Source organism: Lacipirellula parvula (assembly GCF_009177095.1).
GTDB lineage: Bacteria > Planctomycetota > Planctomycetia > Pirellulales > Lacipirellulaceae > Lacipirellula > Lacipirellula parvula.
This window is the reverse complement of record NZ_AP021861.1, coordinates 4,087,208-4,102,075: the sequence shown is the minus strand read 5'-3', so window position 1 is coordinate 4,102,075 and position 14,868 is coordinate 4,087,208. Positions and strand designations below refer to the sequence as shown.

General features: G+C 62.0%; 10 protein-coding genes. 4 read left to right on the top strand and 6 right to left on the bottom strand.

All coding sequences use genetic code 11. The annotated features are described in order from the left end of the window. Nucleotides 1-309 precede the first annotated feature (309 nt). On the top strand, nt 310-4,206 hold the full coding sequence (locus PLANPX_RS15940) for a G8 domain-containing protein (RefSeq protein ID WP_152099686.1): 3,897 nt from the start codon (nt 310-312) through the stop codon (nt 4,204-4,206). A 75-nt stretch (nt 4,207-4,281) separates the two neighbouring features. Here the strand turns inward: PLANPX_RS15940 and PLANPX_RS15935 are convergent, their stop codons facing one another. The 5 genes from PLANPX_RS15935 to flhA all read right to left on the bottom strand — a co-directional run bounded on the left by PLANPX_RS15935 (nt 4,282) and on the right by flhA (nt 10,229). Then, entirely contained in the window at nt 4,282-5,073 is a 792-nt protein-coding gene (locus tag PLANPX_RS15935) for a FliA/WhiG family RNA polymerase sigma factor (protein ID WP_152101902.1), read from the bottom strand. Nucleotides 5,074-5,265: 192 nt separating this feature from the next. Further along, nucleotides 5,266-5,505: a hypothetical protein gene (locus PLANPX_RS15930; RefSeq protein WP_152099685.1), complete on the bottom strand. Its 240-nt coding sequence runs from the start codon at nt 5,503-5,505 to the stop codon at nt 5,266-5,268. A gap of 278 nt (nt 5,506-5,783) precedes the next feature. After that, the gene (locus PLANPX_RS15925; protein WP_152099684.1) at nt 5,784-6,713 is read right to left on the bottom strand and encodes a MinD/ParA family ATP-binding protein; all 930 of its coding nucleotides are present in this window, start codon (nt 6,711-6,713) and stop codon (nt 5,784-5,786) included. Between the two features lie 80 nt (nt 6,714-6,793). Further along, nucleotides 6,794-8,017 (bottom strand): flagellar biosynthesis protein FlhF, encoded by a 1,224-nt coding sequence (gene flhF, locus PLANPX_RS15920; protein WP_152099683.1) that lies wholly within the window; start codon nt 8,015-8,017, stop codon nt 6,794-6,796. Nucleotides 8,018-8,141: 124 nt separating this feature from the next. Further along, the gene (gene flhA / locus PLANPX_RS15915; protein ID WP_152099682.1) at nt 8,142-10,229 is read right to left on the bottom strand and encodes a flagellar biosynthesis protein FlhA; all 2,088 of its coding nucleotides are present in this window, start codon (nt 10,227-10,229) and stop codon (nt 8,142-8,144) included. A gap of 346 nt (nt 10,230-10,575) precedes the next feature. On the opposite strand from flhA, the gene PLANPX_RS15910 reads away from it, so the two are divergent. From PLANPX_RS15910 to PLANPX_RS15900, 3 genes are all read left to right on the top strand, one after another. Then, nucleotides 10,576-11,094 (top strand): thioredoxin family protein, encoded by a 519-nt coding sequence (locus PLANPX_RS15910; RefSeq protein WP_152099681.1) that lies wholly within the window; start codon nt 10,576-10,578, stop codon nt 11,092-11,094. Between the two features lie 235 nt (nt 11,095-11,329). Continuing rightward, nucleotides 11,330-12,364, top strand: a complete 1,035-nt coding sequence (gene mdh / locus PLANPX_RS15905) for a malate dehydrogenase (RefSeq protein ID WP_152099680.1) — start codon at nt 11,330-11,332, stop codon at nt 12,362-12,364. Nucleotides 12,365-12,743: 379 nt separating this feature from the next. Beyond that, nucleotides 12,744-13,511: an alpha/beta hydrolase gene (locus PLANPX_RS15900; RefSeq protein ID WP_152099679.1), complete on the top strand. Its 768-nt coding sequence runs from the start codon at nt 12,744-12,746 to the stop codon at nt 13,509-13,511. Nucleotides 13,512-13,704: 193 nt separating this feature from the next. Here the strand turns inward: PLANPX_RS15900 and PLANPX_RS15895 are convergent, their stop codons facing one another. Then, nucleotides 13,705-14,688 carry an endonuclease/exonuclease/phosphatase family protein gene (locus PLANPX_RS15895; protein WP_152099678.1) on the bottom strand — a complete coding sequence of 328 codons (984 nt, stop codon included), beginning with the start codon at nt 14,686-14,688 and terminating at the stop codon, nt 13,705-13,707. Nucleotides 14,689-14,868: the final 180 nt, after the last annotated feature.

Below are 14,868 nucleotides of genomic sequence, written 5' to 3'. Positions count from 1 at the left end.
GTCGGCAACTGGCAGCACGTTCGCTTTGGCAGATCGTATCCAGGCTAGGGGATGCCTGGAGCCATTCCATCTCACTCGCAGGCGCCTACGGTTCGTGGCAGCGATCGGATGATCGTGCCGCGTTGCGTTGGGTCTAGCTGTTTAAACAGAACGCACGGGAACGCGTTCGAGTCGATTCAGGTTTCGCGCGGTCCGGGCTACCGGTCTCGTCGTGCGCCCGCATCGGCTCGCACCGAGACAACTGTGGAATGATTCCGCCGTCTATGCATAGCAACACGTCGCTTGGCGATAGATCTAAAGGTTCGGCCGATGATGGGCAGAGGTAGTTTTAACGGGAAGAAGCAGTTCGGATTTTCGCGCAAGTCGACGATCGAACAGCTTGAGAGCCGCGTGGTGATGAGCGCGGCGTCGATCCTTCCCACCGACGAATACGACGGCAGCGAGACGGTCGCCACCGCTCCGGCGCTGCTGGCCGTGGTCGTCCCGCCGTGGCTGCCGACGCTGACCTACGAGCAATTCGGCCTGCTCACGCCAGAGACGATGCCGTACTTGTCGACCGCACAAGTCGCCTCGATTCCCGACGTCGCGTCGTTTGTGGCGATCTCTGCCGCCGCCCGTGCGGCGATGACGCAGACGCAGGTTCAGGCGCTCAACATCAGCAAGGTCGGCATCGGGCTGCTGACGAACACGCAAGTCAGTTGGCTGACGCAGCCGCAGGTCCAGCAACTGAAATTCTACGAATTCGAACGGCTGACCCCGGGCCAAGTCCCCTGGTTGACTCCTGCGCAAATCGCCACGATTCCGGACCCCGGTTCGTTGGAGCGGTGGAGCGCCGTGAACGTCGCCGCGTTGACGGTGCCGCAGGTCCAGGCGTTGAACGTGCGAAACGTGTGGATCAATCGCCTATCGCCGAATCAGGTCGGCTGGTTGACGGTCCCGCAGATTCAGTCGCTCAACGACCCGGACTTCCGCTTCTTGCTGACGAATCAGGTTCAGTTTCTGAGCTTGTTGCAAGCCGCTGCGATCAAGGAAGGCTCCGCGAATTACTTCTCGATGTGGCCCGCGGCCAATCGCGCGGCGCTCACTCGTATGCAAGTCCAAGTGCTGAACGTCGACAAGATCACCGTGGCTTTGCTGACTGAAACTCAAGTGAGTTGGCTGGCTCCTTCGCAAGTTCAGCAACTCAAGTTCTACGACTTTCCGCGGCTCACGCCCGCGCAGGTGCCGTGGCTCACGCCCGCGCAGATCGCCACGATTCCCGACCCCGGCGCACTGGAGCGGTGGAGCGACGCGGACGTCGCCGCGCTGACGCAGCCGCAGGTTCAGGCGTTGAACGTCCGAAACGTGTGGATCCATCGGCTCACCTACGCACAGGTCGGCTGGTTGACGCCGGCCCAAATTCTGACGCTGAACGATCGCGACTTCCGCTTCTTGCAGCCGGTGCAAGTTCCCTACCTGTCGACGACTCAAATCGCGTTGATCAGCGAGGGAAGCTTCAACTACTTCTCGATGTGGCCGGCGGCCACGCGTGCGGCGCTCAACAAAACGCAGGTCCAATGGCTGAACGTCGGCAAGATGGGCGTCGCTCTGCTGACTCCGGCGCAGGTGACGTACCTCACGACGGGGCAGGTTCAACTGCTGAAGTTCTACGAGTTCGAGCGGCTGTCGCCGGCTCAAGTGCCGCTGCTCACCGCCGCTCAGATCGCCAGCATTCCTGACGCCGGCTCGCTGGAACGCTGGAGCGCGGCGAACATCGCGGCCTTGACTCCGACGCAGGTTCGGGCGCTGAACGTCCAGAACACGTGGATCGCCCGCTTGACGACGCAGCAGCTCGCGTGGCTGTCGGACGCGCAAGTCCAGTCGTTGACTTACAACAGCTTCGTCTACTTGCTGCCCGAACAGATTCCGTTGTTGACGGTGGCTCAGATCCAGTCGATTCCGTCGGGCTCCTTCTTGTGGAGTCTCTCGAACGAGTCTCAGGCTGCGCTCACTCGCGAGCAGTTGCTCGGCATGCCGACCGTGTACTGGGCCGAGTATACGCTCAGCGGGGGGGCGCTGACTCCGCCCGACGTGGACGAGTGGTTGGATCGCGGAAACCACAGTGGGATGGAGACGGAGGCGCAGCGCGCCCTCGCGTTGGTCCCGCTGTCCACCGTGACCCACTCGACCATCGCCAGCGGACTGTGGAGCGATCCGAAGATCTGGCGCAATGGCGTCGTGCCGACGGCGGGCGCCAAGGTGCAGATCGCCGCGGGAACCACGGTGCAATTCGACGCGACGATGACGCAAGCGATTAAAACGCTGCGAATCGACGGCAAGCTCACCTTCGTGACGAATCGCAACACGCAGTTGAAGGCTGATACGATCGTCGTCTCCGGGACCGGCGTCTTGCACGTCGGCACCACGGCGGCGCCGATCGGCGCCAATTTCACGGCGCGAATCCTCATCGCCGACAACGGCCCCATCGACAGAGTCTGGGATCCCTACGCCCTCAGCCGCGGGCTGATCAGCATGGGCGAAGTCAAGATGGTCGGCGCCGCGAAGACGGAGTATACGACCTTCGCCATCGAGCCTTCGGCCGGCGACACGAAGCTGTACTTGTCCGCGCCCCCGACCAACTGGCGCGTCGGCGATCAGTTGAAGATCACGGGGACCAATGCGACCTACGTGAACTTCTTCACGGACGAGGTGACGATCCTGGCCATCAACGGATCGGTCGTCACGGTGGCGCCCCTGTGGGTCGATCACCGCACGCCTGCCGGCGCGGGGATGTCGGTCTACGTGGCGAACGTCACTCGCAACGTCGCTCTCGTCGCCGAAGACCCGTCGGTGATCGCCGAGCGTCCCCACCTCATGTTCGCCAGCAACCCAAACGTCGAACTGCACAACATCGGCGTCTACGAGTTCGGGCGGACGGACAAGAGCGTACCGATCAACGATCCGGTCGTGATCAACGGCGTCCTCCAGCCAGGCACAGGGACGAACCCACGGGCGCGTTACGCTCTCCACTTTCATCACACGGGCGTAGCTAGCGGCGTTGCGCCCGCGGTCGTCACTGGCAGCGTCGTCGTCGGTAGCCCTGGCTGGGGTTTCGTCAATCATCAAAGCAACGTGGTGATGGAAGACAACGTTGCGTTCGGCGTCTACGGTGCGTCCTTTGTGACGGAAGACGGCAACGAACGGGGCGCCATGCGCCGCAACCTGTCGATCAACGCGGCGGGAGCGCTGGGCGGAACGTTCGCACGCAAGGAGATCCACGATTTTGGTTTCGGCGGGCATGGCTTCTGGTTCCAGGGCCCGAACGTGGAGGTCGTCGACAACATTTCCGCGGGTAGTCGCGGCGCGGCGTTCGTCTACTTCACGGCTTCCTCGAAGGCCTTGATCGAAGCTGAGCACCTGATTGATCCGAATCTTGCCGGCGGTAGCGCCGCCATCCCGGTCGGAGCGGCGCCGATTCGCCTGTTCTCCGGCAACACGGCCTTTGCAGCGCGCGTGGGGCTCGAAATTTGGCATCTTCAAGCGCAGATGACGGACGGCGTTTCGCTGATCGATGACTTCACTGCTTGGAACATCATCGATGCCGGCATCGACATCCACTACAGCGGACAAATCACCGTCAGCAACTCGAAGCTGCTCGGCTTCTTGCCGAATGCCTCGGGCGTGGGCGTGCAGACCAACTCAATGGTGCACGACCTGACCCTGATCAACAATTACATCTCGGGATTTGAGATTGGCGTCGATGCGCCCGTACGCCGCTCGACGGTCATTTACGGCGGCTATATTGCCGCCGTGCAAGGCGTGTTCGTGGAAAAGGGGCACGACTCGGATCGGTCCGTAGCCATCGTGAACGTCAACTTTGGCGCCTTGAGCGCCTCGCAATTGCAAGGTCGAACGGCGACCGCGGTCTACATGTCCGGGAAGTACGACTTCAACGACTTCTTGCTAAGACGAGTGACTTCGTTGTACGACGACGATTCCGTGCGGCTCGTCACCGGCGGCATCGCGTACGACTTGTACTATGAAGAGCAGCTGCCCAACTTCGTGCCATTCCCGTCGAGCGTCGCCGCGGGAATGATCCCGAACGAATTGCTCAACAAGACCAACAGCCAGCTCTACGACCAGTACGGCATTTCGTTCGGCGGCATGGTGGCCGGGCACACGTTCCGTCTGCCTGGCGTCAATGGTTTAGCCCGTTACGCAGAATAGCGGCGTACGGAATTGCTCCGCACGCCGCTTGATGTCTTGCGGATGGGACCGCGACCGCCGGTCGCGGCTTTTTTGCTAGGTGCCGAATTCAGGGCGGCGACGGCCGAGTTGGCCCTGCAGACGCTGCACGATGGCGCTGTGCATTTGGCTGACGCGGCTTTCGCTCAGATCGAGCGTGGCGCCAATTTCCTTCATCGTCATCTCCTCATAGTAGTAGAGGATGATGATCAGCCGCTCGTTGCGGTTGAGGCCCTTGGTGACGAGACGCATCAGGTCGGACTTCTGGATGCGGCGGGTCGGGTCTTCGCCCTTCTTGTCCTCGAGAATGTCGATCTCGCGGACGTCCTTGTAGCTGTCGGTTTCGTACCACTTCTTGTTGAGGCTGATGAGGCCGACGGCGTTGGCGTCGGAGATCAGCTTCTCAACTTCTTGCAGCGAGAGCTGCATGTATTCGGCGATTTCGTTTTCGTTCGGAGCGCGGCCGAGGGAAGCTTCGAGGGTCTTCAGGCACTCGTTCAGCTTGCTGGCCTTCGAGCGAACCAGCCGCGGCACCCAGTCCATGCTGCGGAGCTCGTCGAGCATGGCGCCGCGAATACGAGGCACGCAGTAGGTTTCGAACTTGACGCCGCGGCCCATGTCGAACGCGTTGATCGCGTCCATCAGGCCGAAGACGCCGGCGGAGATCAGGTCGTCGAGCTCGACGCCGTCAGGCAGGCGCTGCCAGATGCGTTCGCCGTTGTACTTGACGAGGGGCAGGTAGTTTTCAATGAGCCGATTGCGAAGTTCCTTGCGGCCCGGATCTTTCTTGAACTGGTCCCATAGATCCGCGATATCCTCAGGGGCGCACTTCTTCGCGGTCAGCATCATCGTCGACATGCCATCCTCCGTGATGACTTGGGCGGGACGCACCTCGATAGGGCGACTTCCGCGTCAGTCTTAATTTGTGGGCGAGAAATCCGTTCTCGTGTTGCTGTTTGTGTCGTGCGCGACCACCGGTCGCGGCTTTTTTCGGTGTTTTTGCGGTAAAGCCGCGACCGGCGGTCGCGGTATTACATGGCGTTACGCCTTCGCATGTTGTTTTTTGTACGCGGTAATTTCGCGTTCGAGTTTCTGGCGGACCGATTCGTCGATCGTGTTGCGAGCGATGGATCCGATGACGTAGCCGACAAAACCGTAGACGAATGTCCAAAACATGGCTGACAGGATCGCCGTTTCAAAGGCGCCGCCTGCTCGGAGGCAGCGGATGAGGACGATCGTCATCCCCAAGCTGGCCATGATGCAGGCGTATTTGCGAGCCACTCGATAAGCTCCTGGTGGCGTTAAAGCCGGTGCAATCGCGCCAAATTAACAGGCGGTTGCCGTCAGGACGACTGTCAGGTGTTATCGGCATGGGGAGCGTTCGAGTTTAGTTTTCGAGAAAAGAATTTTAAGATGAGTGCTTTCAGCGTCTCTGAGTTGTCTCTCGCAGGGGCGCGAAAGTGCGGAGCGGTCGCGAAGAATACGGATGTTGGTTGATTCTGTGGAAGAGGAATATCGCTGAGTTCTTTTTGCTCGTCTTCTTTGCGTGTCTTTGCGTCTCAGCGCCTTTGCGAGAGACCTTTTCCGTCTGTAAACAACGACGAGCTAGCAGCTTGCTGCTTGGGCCGTACCAATCGCAACGCAGCGACGCGGAAGTCGGCCGCCAAGTCTGCTGCTAATAAACGCGTGGCGCGGCGGAATGGTTCGTCTGGAAGTGCGGGGGCGTGGTCTTGCTCGGTTCGCTCCGGCCGGTCGTTGACCGGCGGCTGCTTGCGGCTGCGGAGAAACTCGGGCAGTGCGATGGCTGGTTTGGGGGTGATCCGCAAGAACTTCGTGCACGTATCTTCGAACCGCGTTGCTAGCGGGCCGAGTTCCCAGTCGTCGACCGTGCGGTTGAGCAGCAGTCGCACCTTGTCGTTGTGGCGATGATGTTGCGAGAGCTTCACCGCGGCGTAGGCGTCGAGGAACGCTTCGGATTCGGGGGTGGCGATGAGCAGCACTTGCCGAGCGAGTTGCCAGAGGCGATCGACCCAGGGGTTCATGCCGCTGCCGGCGTCGATAAGGATCGCGTCGGACTGTTGGCTCAAGGCCAACAGTTCGCTCGCGAAGTGGTCGACGGCTGTTCGATCGAGCGGCGGGGCAAGTTCGCCGAGAGCAACGCCGGGAAGTAAGCGGATATTTTCTTCGACGTCGAGCAAAATTTCGGCGGCGCGGCGCGAACCTCGTAGCAGCGCGTCGATCGTGCGGTCGGGCCGCGGATCGGCGCCGAAGTGGTGTGCGACTGCCGGAGCGATGAGGTTGGCGTCGATGACAACGACCTGCTTGCCGAGCCGCGCGAGTTCACGTGCAAGTTGGCAAGCGACCGTGGTGACTCCCATCTCGCCGCGACTGCCGGTGAGCGCCACGATCGGACCGCCCGGCGCCAGCGACGGATCGGCCTGCGCGGCAACGCGAACGAGCTTGCGAAGTTGAGCGGCTTGGTCAGGCATTTAAGAAGGAGTCAGTTGTCCGTGGTCAGTCGTCAGTTGCAAAATTTTTAGCCCCCGGTTCTTCAAACCGGGGGCCAGCGTCACGCCGCAGCCGGCACATTCAAAATCAAGTTCGCCAGCGTCCGCGCTTCCGCCACGCTAATGTCGTCCGGCACGTTTTGCCCGTCGGTGAGGTAGCTGAACGGCAGATCACAGCGTCGGGCGAGCGACAGCACGTTGCCGAGCGCGGTTGCCTCGTCGATCTTCGTGACGATCGCCGCCGTGACGCCGACCGGAATAAACTTCTCCGCAGCCGCAACGAGGCTGCGGGCGCTTGAGGCGGCGCTCAGCACGAGGTGAACTTCATCGGGCTCCGCTTCGGCAAGCATCGTCCGCAGTTCACGGATGCGCACCTCGTCGCGCGGGCTGCGGCCGGCGGTATCCATCAGCACGAGGTCAAAGTCGCGCATCTTCGCGACAGCTTCGCGCATCTCGCGCGGCGTGCTGACCACCTCCATCGGCAAGTCGATGATTTCAGCGTAGGTGCGGAGCTGCTCGACGGCGGCGATACGGTAGGTGTCGACCGTGATCAGCCCGACGCGATGTCCTTCTTTCAAGCGGTAGTTCGCCGCCAGTTTCGCGATCGTCGTCGTCTTGCCGACGCCAGTGGGGCCGACGAGCGCCACGACGCGGCCGGATCCGCTCGACGCATCGATTGGGCCCGTCACGCGGAGATCGCTTTGCAGAAGTTGAGCGAGACGATGGCGAGCAGTCCGCGAGTCGGCGTGCTCGAACGCCGGTTCGTTGCGGAGGCCATCGACCAATTCACGGGCGACCGACTCTTCGACTTCGGCTTCGATCAGATCGGTGAACAAGTTGAACAATGCCGGAGGCGATTGCCGCCGCGGCGCCTGGCCTTGGCGGGCGCGGAGTTGCGTGAGGAGCGATTCGAGCTCGGCGATTTGCGGCGATGCGGTCGGCGGATGGAGTAGTGGCGAGGGGCCGGCGGAGAGGTCGAGGCCGGCGTCGAAGGAAGTGGAGTGCGGGCGGTCGTAGGTGTCTGAGGCTTCGCGGCGAGTGGTTGTAAATGCTTTGAGAGTGGTGGCTTCGGCAATACCTCCCCTGGCCCCTCCCTGCGAGGGAGGGGAAGTTTCGCGCTCCACGTGCGTCGCGGCGATCTCGTAGCTGCGACCGATGAAGAGCCGGCCGAGCAAGCTTGCATGCCGCTCGCGCGTGTGGAGCACCATCGCCTCGGGACCAAGTTCTTGGCGAACCAGGTCGAGCGCTTGCGGCATCGTTTTCGCGCGGAAGGTTTTGATGTCCATGGCGATTTAGTGATCGGTGATCTGGGATCGGTGATCGGGGGAGTGCTTAGTGAGCGTAATGGAGTGTCGGAAGCATCTCGCTTTCTTCCGATCACCAGTCACTGATCACCGATCACTCCTTCTTTCATGCGTGGTCGGACGCGAGGCCCAGCGTCATCACCTGCGTGTCGCGGGTGATTTCGTTGAAGCTGAGGACGACGAGCTGGGGAATATGGTTTTCCGTGATTTGTTTCAAGGCGGCTCTGATTTGCGGGCTGACGAGTACGATCGGCGTGTGCCCCGCGACGGTCAGCTTTTGCAGCTGGGCGCCGATCGCTTGGCACGTCGCTTCGATCGCTTGCGGCGCCATGCGAATGAACATGCCTCGTTCGTTGTGATCGAAGCCGGCGCGAATCCGCTCTTCCATCGCCGGGTCGAGCGCGATGACGTGGAGCTTCCCTTCGGCATTGCGATAGCGGGTGCAAATCTGGCGAGCCAGACGATGGCGAACGTATTCCGAAAGCAAAATCGGATCCTTCGTCCGCGTCGCGTAGTCGCCGAGCGTTTCGAGAATGAGGCCGAGCTGCCGGATCGGCACTTGCTCGCGGAGCAGATGGTGGAGCACCGACTGGACTTCGGCCAGCGACATGGCGCCCGGGATCAGTTCGCTGACGACTGTCGGGTGCGTTGACTTCAGTTCGTCGATGAGGTGCTTCGTCGCGTCGCGGGTGAGGATTTCGTCGGCGTGGCGGCGGCAGACCTCGGTCATGTGGGTCGCGACGACGGCGCCTGGTTCGACGACCGTGTAGCCGCGCATTTCGGCTTCGTCTTTGCGCGACGGATGAATCCAACGGGCGTCGGCGCCGAAGGCCGGATCGCGCGTGGCGATCCCTTCGATCGGGCCAGTGGTAAGGCCGGAGTCGATCGCCAGGTATTGGTTCGGCTCGACGCGATCGTTCGCGACCGTCATGTCGGCGATCTTGATGCGGTATTCGTTCGGATCTAGCCGCATGTTATCGCGGATGCGAACCTTCGGCATGATGATGCCAATTTCGCTAGCGACGCTTTGGCGGACGCGTTGGATCCGTTCGAGCAAATCGCCGCCGCGCTTCGGGTCGGCGAGCCGGATGAGGCCGACGCCGACTTCGATCTCCATCGGGTCGATCGTGAGATAGTCTTCGATCCGCTCTTCGGCGGCAGGCTTCGGGGCGGTGGCGGCGGTATGGGCGGCGGCGACTTTGTTGCGAGATTCCGTTTGCGTCATCATCCGCGCGATGCCGATGCACGACCCGGCGAGAATGAGGAGCGGCATTCGCGGCAGATCGGTGACGATCAAGATCAACAAGAAGCCGCCGGTAATGGCGAGCGCCTGTGGTCGCGAAAAGAGCTGCGTGATAAACAGCTCAGGCAGGTTCGACTTCTGCGTGCTACGAGTCGTGAGCAAACCAGCGGCGAGCGAGATCAAGAACGCCGGCACTTGGCTCACGAGGCCGTCGCCGATCGTTAGCCGCGTGAACAGCGTGGCGGCTTCGCTGAACGGCATGCCGTACTGCAGCACGCCGATCGCGAGACCGCCGAAGATATTGATCAGCGTGATGAGAATGCCGGCGATGGCGTCGCCGCGGACGAACTTACTGGCGCCGTCCATCGAGCCGTAAAAGTCGGCTTGCTGGGTGATTTCTTCGCGCCGGCGTTGGGCTTCTTTTTCGTCGATCGTGCCGGCGTTCAGATCGGCGTCGATCGCCATCTGTTTGCCCGGCATACCGTCCAACGCGAATCGGGCGCCGACTTCGCTGATACGCGTGGCGCCTTTCGTGATCACGACGAACTGAATAACGACGATGATAATGAAGATGATAATGCCGACGACGATGCTACCTTCGCCGGCGACGAAGTTGGCGAACGCCATAATTACCTCGCCGGCTGCGTCTTCTTTTTGCGTCGCGGCGTGGGTGAGGATGAGGCGCGTCGTGGCGATGTTAAGCACGAGCCGTGCAAGCGTTGTCGCGAGCAGCACGGTCGGGAAGATGCTGAATTCGAGCGGCGTGCGAACGTAGATGGTCGTCAGCAGCACCATCACCGAAAGGGCGATGTTGGCCGACAGCAACACGTCGAGCAGCGCGGGCGGGAGCGGAACCAGGATCACCAACACGCTGGCGATGATCGCGAGCGGCAAGATGAGATCTTGCCGGCGATGCAGCCAGTCAACAGCGGCGAGCGGTCCGGAGGCCATGCGTGGGGTTACGTTTCGCGCAGAGTGTGAGTCGCGACCATGCTGGCACAGCGATGTCGCGGGGCGGAGAGTAGAAATCTGTGCAGAAACTGTCCAGATCGTTGAGAAACGTTAATGTTCCGCGCGACTGCAACCGCATTGCCCAATCTCCCCAAAAAAAGCCGCGACCGGCGGTCGCGGCATTCCGGCCAACCGTCGTCGCGCGAACATATATCAATCAGCAAAACCCCAACGCCACCCATCACGTCACAAAACGAACGACCAGCACCGCGCTGATGCCCGCCACCCCGCCAGGGCGATACACGTTGCTATCACCCCCTCCCCTGCCCCGTGGATCCCGCACGCTGTGATTCGTTCCCAACGTTCGCACTGGTGGCTGGCCGCGGCGATTCTTTGCACCTCGGCGGGATGCATCGAAACGATCGGCGGCTCCGGCAGCGGCGGCGAATCGGCGCCCGCGCCGATCCAGCTCGATGCCAGCATGCTGACGCAGCGCGGGGCCATCACCTTCGTGAAGGGTTGGGGTCTGGGTCGCCGAGTGGCGGCGGAGCGGGGCAAGCCGTGCCTCGTTTTCTTCACGGCCCACTGGTGCACCTATTGCCGGAAGATGGAGGGGACGACCTTCACCGACCCAGCGGTCGCCCAGCTGGCAACGCAATTTATTTGCGTGCTGGTTGACGCCGACGAGGAGCCGCAGCTTTGCCAGCGGCTCCAGCTGGCCGGCTACCCGACGCTGGAGATCATTTCGCCGGCCGGATCGTCGCTAGGCCGCCTCACCGGCTGGCAAGAAGCCCCCGCCCTGGCCCACTCGCTGCAAGCGGCCCTCCAGCGCTACGCCCTGCTCGAGCAGCCCCTCCGCCGGTAGCCGCGCAAGTAGCCGCCGGTCAACGACCGGCCGGAGCGGAGACCGGAAATGCTGAATGCTGAAGGAGGAATGCTGAAGGAGCATTTTTCGCGGCGAAGTTACGCCCAAATTCCCAGCTCTGCATTCCGCATTCATCCTTCAGCATTCGACTTATCTCCGCTCCGGCGGCTCGCGTACTCGCGACAAAAAATTTGTTGCCCCGCGGCTCCCCGCCTCGCCCCCTTGCGGCTAAACGCTGGCGGCGCGATACTTTGCGTCGGCGGTTGGCGTTTCGACGCTGCCCCGCTCATTGCCATCACAAGTTAGTGAAACTGGGGGAGTTCGAGTCATGCGACGGGCGAAGATCAGCATCATCGGGGCCGGAAACGTCGGCGCCACCACGGCTCACTGGTGTGCGGCGGCCGAACTGGGCGACATCGTCCTGGTCGATGTTTCGCAAACCGAAGATATGCCCAAGGGCAAGGCTCTTGACCTGATGCAGTCGTCCCCTGTGATGATGTTCGATGCGAACGTCGTCGGCACGACCAGCTACGAAGCGACCAAAGACAGCGACGTCGTCGTCATCACCGCCGGCCTGCCGCGCAAGCCAGGCATGAGCCGCGACGACCTGCTTGGCACGAACGCCAAGATCATGACCGCTGTCTGCAACGAAATCAAAAAGACGAGCCCCAACGCCGTCGTCATCGTCGTCAGCAACCCGCTCGACGCGATGGTGCAGCGGGCGCTGCAAGTGACCGGCTTCCCGCCGTCGCGCGTCGTCGGTCAGGCCGGCGTCCTCGACACGGCTCGCTATCGCACCTTCTTGGCGATGGAGCTCGGCGTCAGCGTCGAAGACGTCTCGGCCCTGCTGATGGGTGGCCACGGCGACACGATGGTGCCACTGCCGAGCTGCACGAGCGTCGGCGGCATCCCCGTCACGCAGCTCATCAAGCCAGAGCGTTTGAAGGAAATCATCGAGCGGACCGCCAAGGGTGGCGCTGAAATCGTCAGCCTGCTGAAGACCGGCAGCGCTTACTACGCACCGGCCGCTGCGACGACGCAGATGGTCGAAGCGATCGTCCGCGACAAGAAGCGGCTCATTCCTTGCGCCGCCTACTGCGACAAGGAATACGGCGTCGGCGGCTACTACGTCGGCGTGCCGGTGATCCTCGGCACCAATGGCGTCGAGAAGATTGTGGAGCTGAAGCTCGAAGAAACCGAGAAGGCGGCGTTCCAAAAGAGCGTCGACGCGGTGAAAGAGCTCGTCACGGTGATGGCGGGCTTGGTGTAGTCGCGCGGTTGCAACGACACGGTTGTCATTTCCGAGCGTAGCGAAGAATTTAGCGTCTTGAGCTGGCTCGCTAGATTCCTCGCTGCGCTCGGAATGATCTACCTTCCCGGCCAAAAATGGCCAGGATTCTCAGGTCGAATTTATCTGTCGAAGGATTCGACTTCGAATGGCGAATGGTCTGTTCGCACCACATCGGTGCGAGTAACTATTCGCGCGAGTCCGAATCAATCACGCTAGCACGCGTGGTTTGCCGTTGGCCGGATATTGGCGGAATTGACACGCGCCGCCCGGTCGTTTACAAACCCTGGTCGTGTGGCCGCGACGTTCATCGGAACCTCGCCGCGATACGGTCCCAGCCAGACCCCGACGACAGAGATTTATGAATCGCCTGCAAACCTCCAAGGCGTCGAGTTTTCAGCTTTCCTCTCCGTTCGAGACCCACCTCAACTTCAATCAGCCCAGCACGTCGACCAAGGTCGCCCCGCGGCGACGCGATCGTGCAGCGGCTCCCCATTATGCGTTGTTCGCCCCGCTCCATTACGAGCGCGGCTACGCTTACCCGTTGCTCATCTGGCTGCACGACGACGGCGGCAGCGAGCGTGAACTGCGCCAGTTGATGCCGCATGTGAGCGTGCGTAACTACGTCGCCGCAGCGGCTCGCGGCGTTGGCGCCGACACCGGTCGCCACGGTCACACCTGGGAACATTGTGCGGATTCGACTTGTGAAGCCGCCGAACGCGTTACCGAATGCATCGAAGCCGCCAAGCGTCGCTTCAATGTCCACTCGAATCGCGTCTTCATCGCCGGCCAGGGTAGCGGCGGCACAATGGCACTGCGGTTGGCTCTCCGCTATCCAGAGCAATTCGCCGGCGTGATCTCGATCGGCGGCGCCATGCCTCGCAGCAACGCCCCGCTGAATCGCGTCAAGGAAGCTCGCGGCCTGCCGATCTTGCTTGCTAGCTGCCGCGACAGCGACGTCTATCCACAAGCGGAAGTCGTGAGCGATTTGCGGTTGCTCCACTCGGCCGGCTTCTCGCTCGCGCTGCGGCAGTATCCCGGCGACGACGAACTGACCACCGCGATGCTGGCAGACATGGACCGCTGGATCATGGAGCGGATTTCCACCGCCGGCGCCAAGGTTTCCTAAGGGTAGCCGCGGGGCAACGCCCCCGCCGGAGCGGTGTGCGTTGGAGCCGCCAGATCGATTGCAGAGCCAGTCGCTCGCAGCGTTCTTGTAACATTGCCAATAGCGCTGTTGATGAGTCGCAATGCCTGTCGTGAACCGCTCCGGCGGCTCGCGTACTCGCGACAAACAACTCGTTGAGCCGCGGCTACTGCTGCTAGCGCAACACGAAGTTGCATTCCAGGGCCGCGTGGTCGGAGAGCGACCCCTGCTCAACCTTCGCATCGAGAAACGGTTCGACGCGAATCGCCGTGGGTTCAAGCGTCAGCCCGACCGGTTGCGGCGGCGAGATGAACGCATAATCGATGCGGCGGCAATGCTCCTTTGCGAGGGCGTCGCTCGTTCCGCCAGTAGTATCGTGGAACGCCGGCCAGAGGTCGACGAAGCGGTGTTCGCCAAACGCAAGCTTGCTTGTCAGCAGTCGATACTCCGAGTCTTCTGCGGCCGGAATCCCGGGAGCGTCGGCGGCGACGTTCAGGTCGCCGATGAGAATTGCAGGCCGTTCAGGGCTAGCGTGCTTGGCAATGAAGGTAGCCAGTTCCGCAATCTGTTCGCCGCGGGCCTTCGCCGAGACGCTCTCCAGGTGCGTGAGAAAGCAGTCGATCTGCGCGGTCGGCTGCTCGCGCACCCGCAGTTGGGCGTGAATCGCTCCTTTCGCTGCGAATCCGTCGGCCTTCCAGCCGTTCGTCACCACGCGCGACGCATGGCGATAGGTGATGAAGTGGGGCTCGCCAATGATCGGGTAGCGTGACAGCAGCATTAGGCCGCTGCCGATCAGGTGCCGGCCCCACGGCTTCGGCTGCTCGATCACCTGAAAGGCGTCACGCGAGTCCCTCTGCACGACCTCGATGATTTCCTTGCGGCGGCGCGATTCAAACACTTCGCACAGGCCGACGAGGTCGTAGCGATAAAGCTTCGCGGCGATTGCCGCGGTGCGATAGTCGTCCTGCCCGCGGTGGCCAGCCACTTTCTGGGCGATCGTCGGCAGCAAGTGGGTGTTGTAGAAGAGGAGCCGAGTCGAGGCAGCCGCGTTGGCGGGCGGCAGCAGCTCTTGGCTGAGAGCCCGTGCGCAAGGCAAGGCGCTAGCCGCCGCTAGCGATGCCAGCAGCGCTTCGCGGCGAGTGATGATGGTGGTGCGCATCGACAACCTCCTTTCCGTCGGGCCCCTCAAATTCGGATCGGATCATCCCGCTCCGCAGCGTGAGCGGAAATCGTTGCTAGCGGAACGTCGGTTGACAGCGATTCGACGATTTCTGTACAAGCCCTCGGCATTTTCGTTCAAGTTTCGCCGAAGGACCGTCGCTGCTGCGCGCTGCGACGC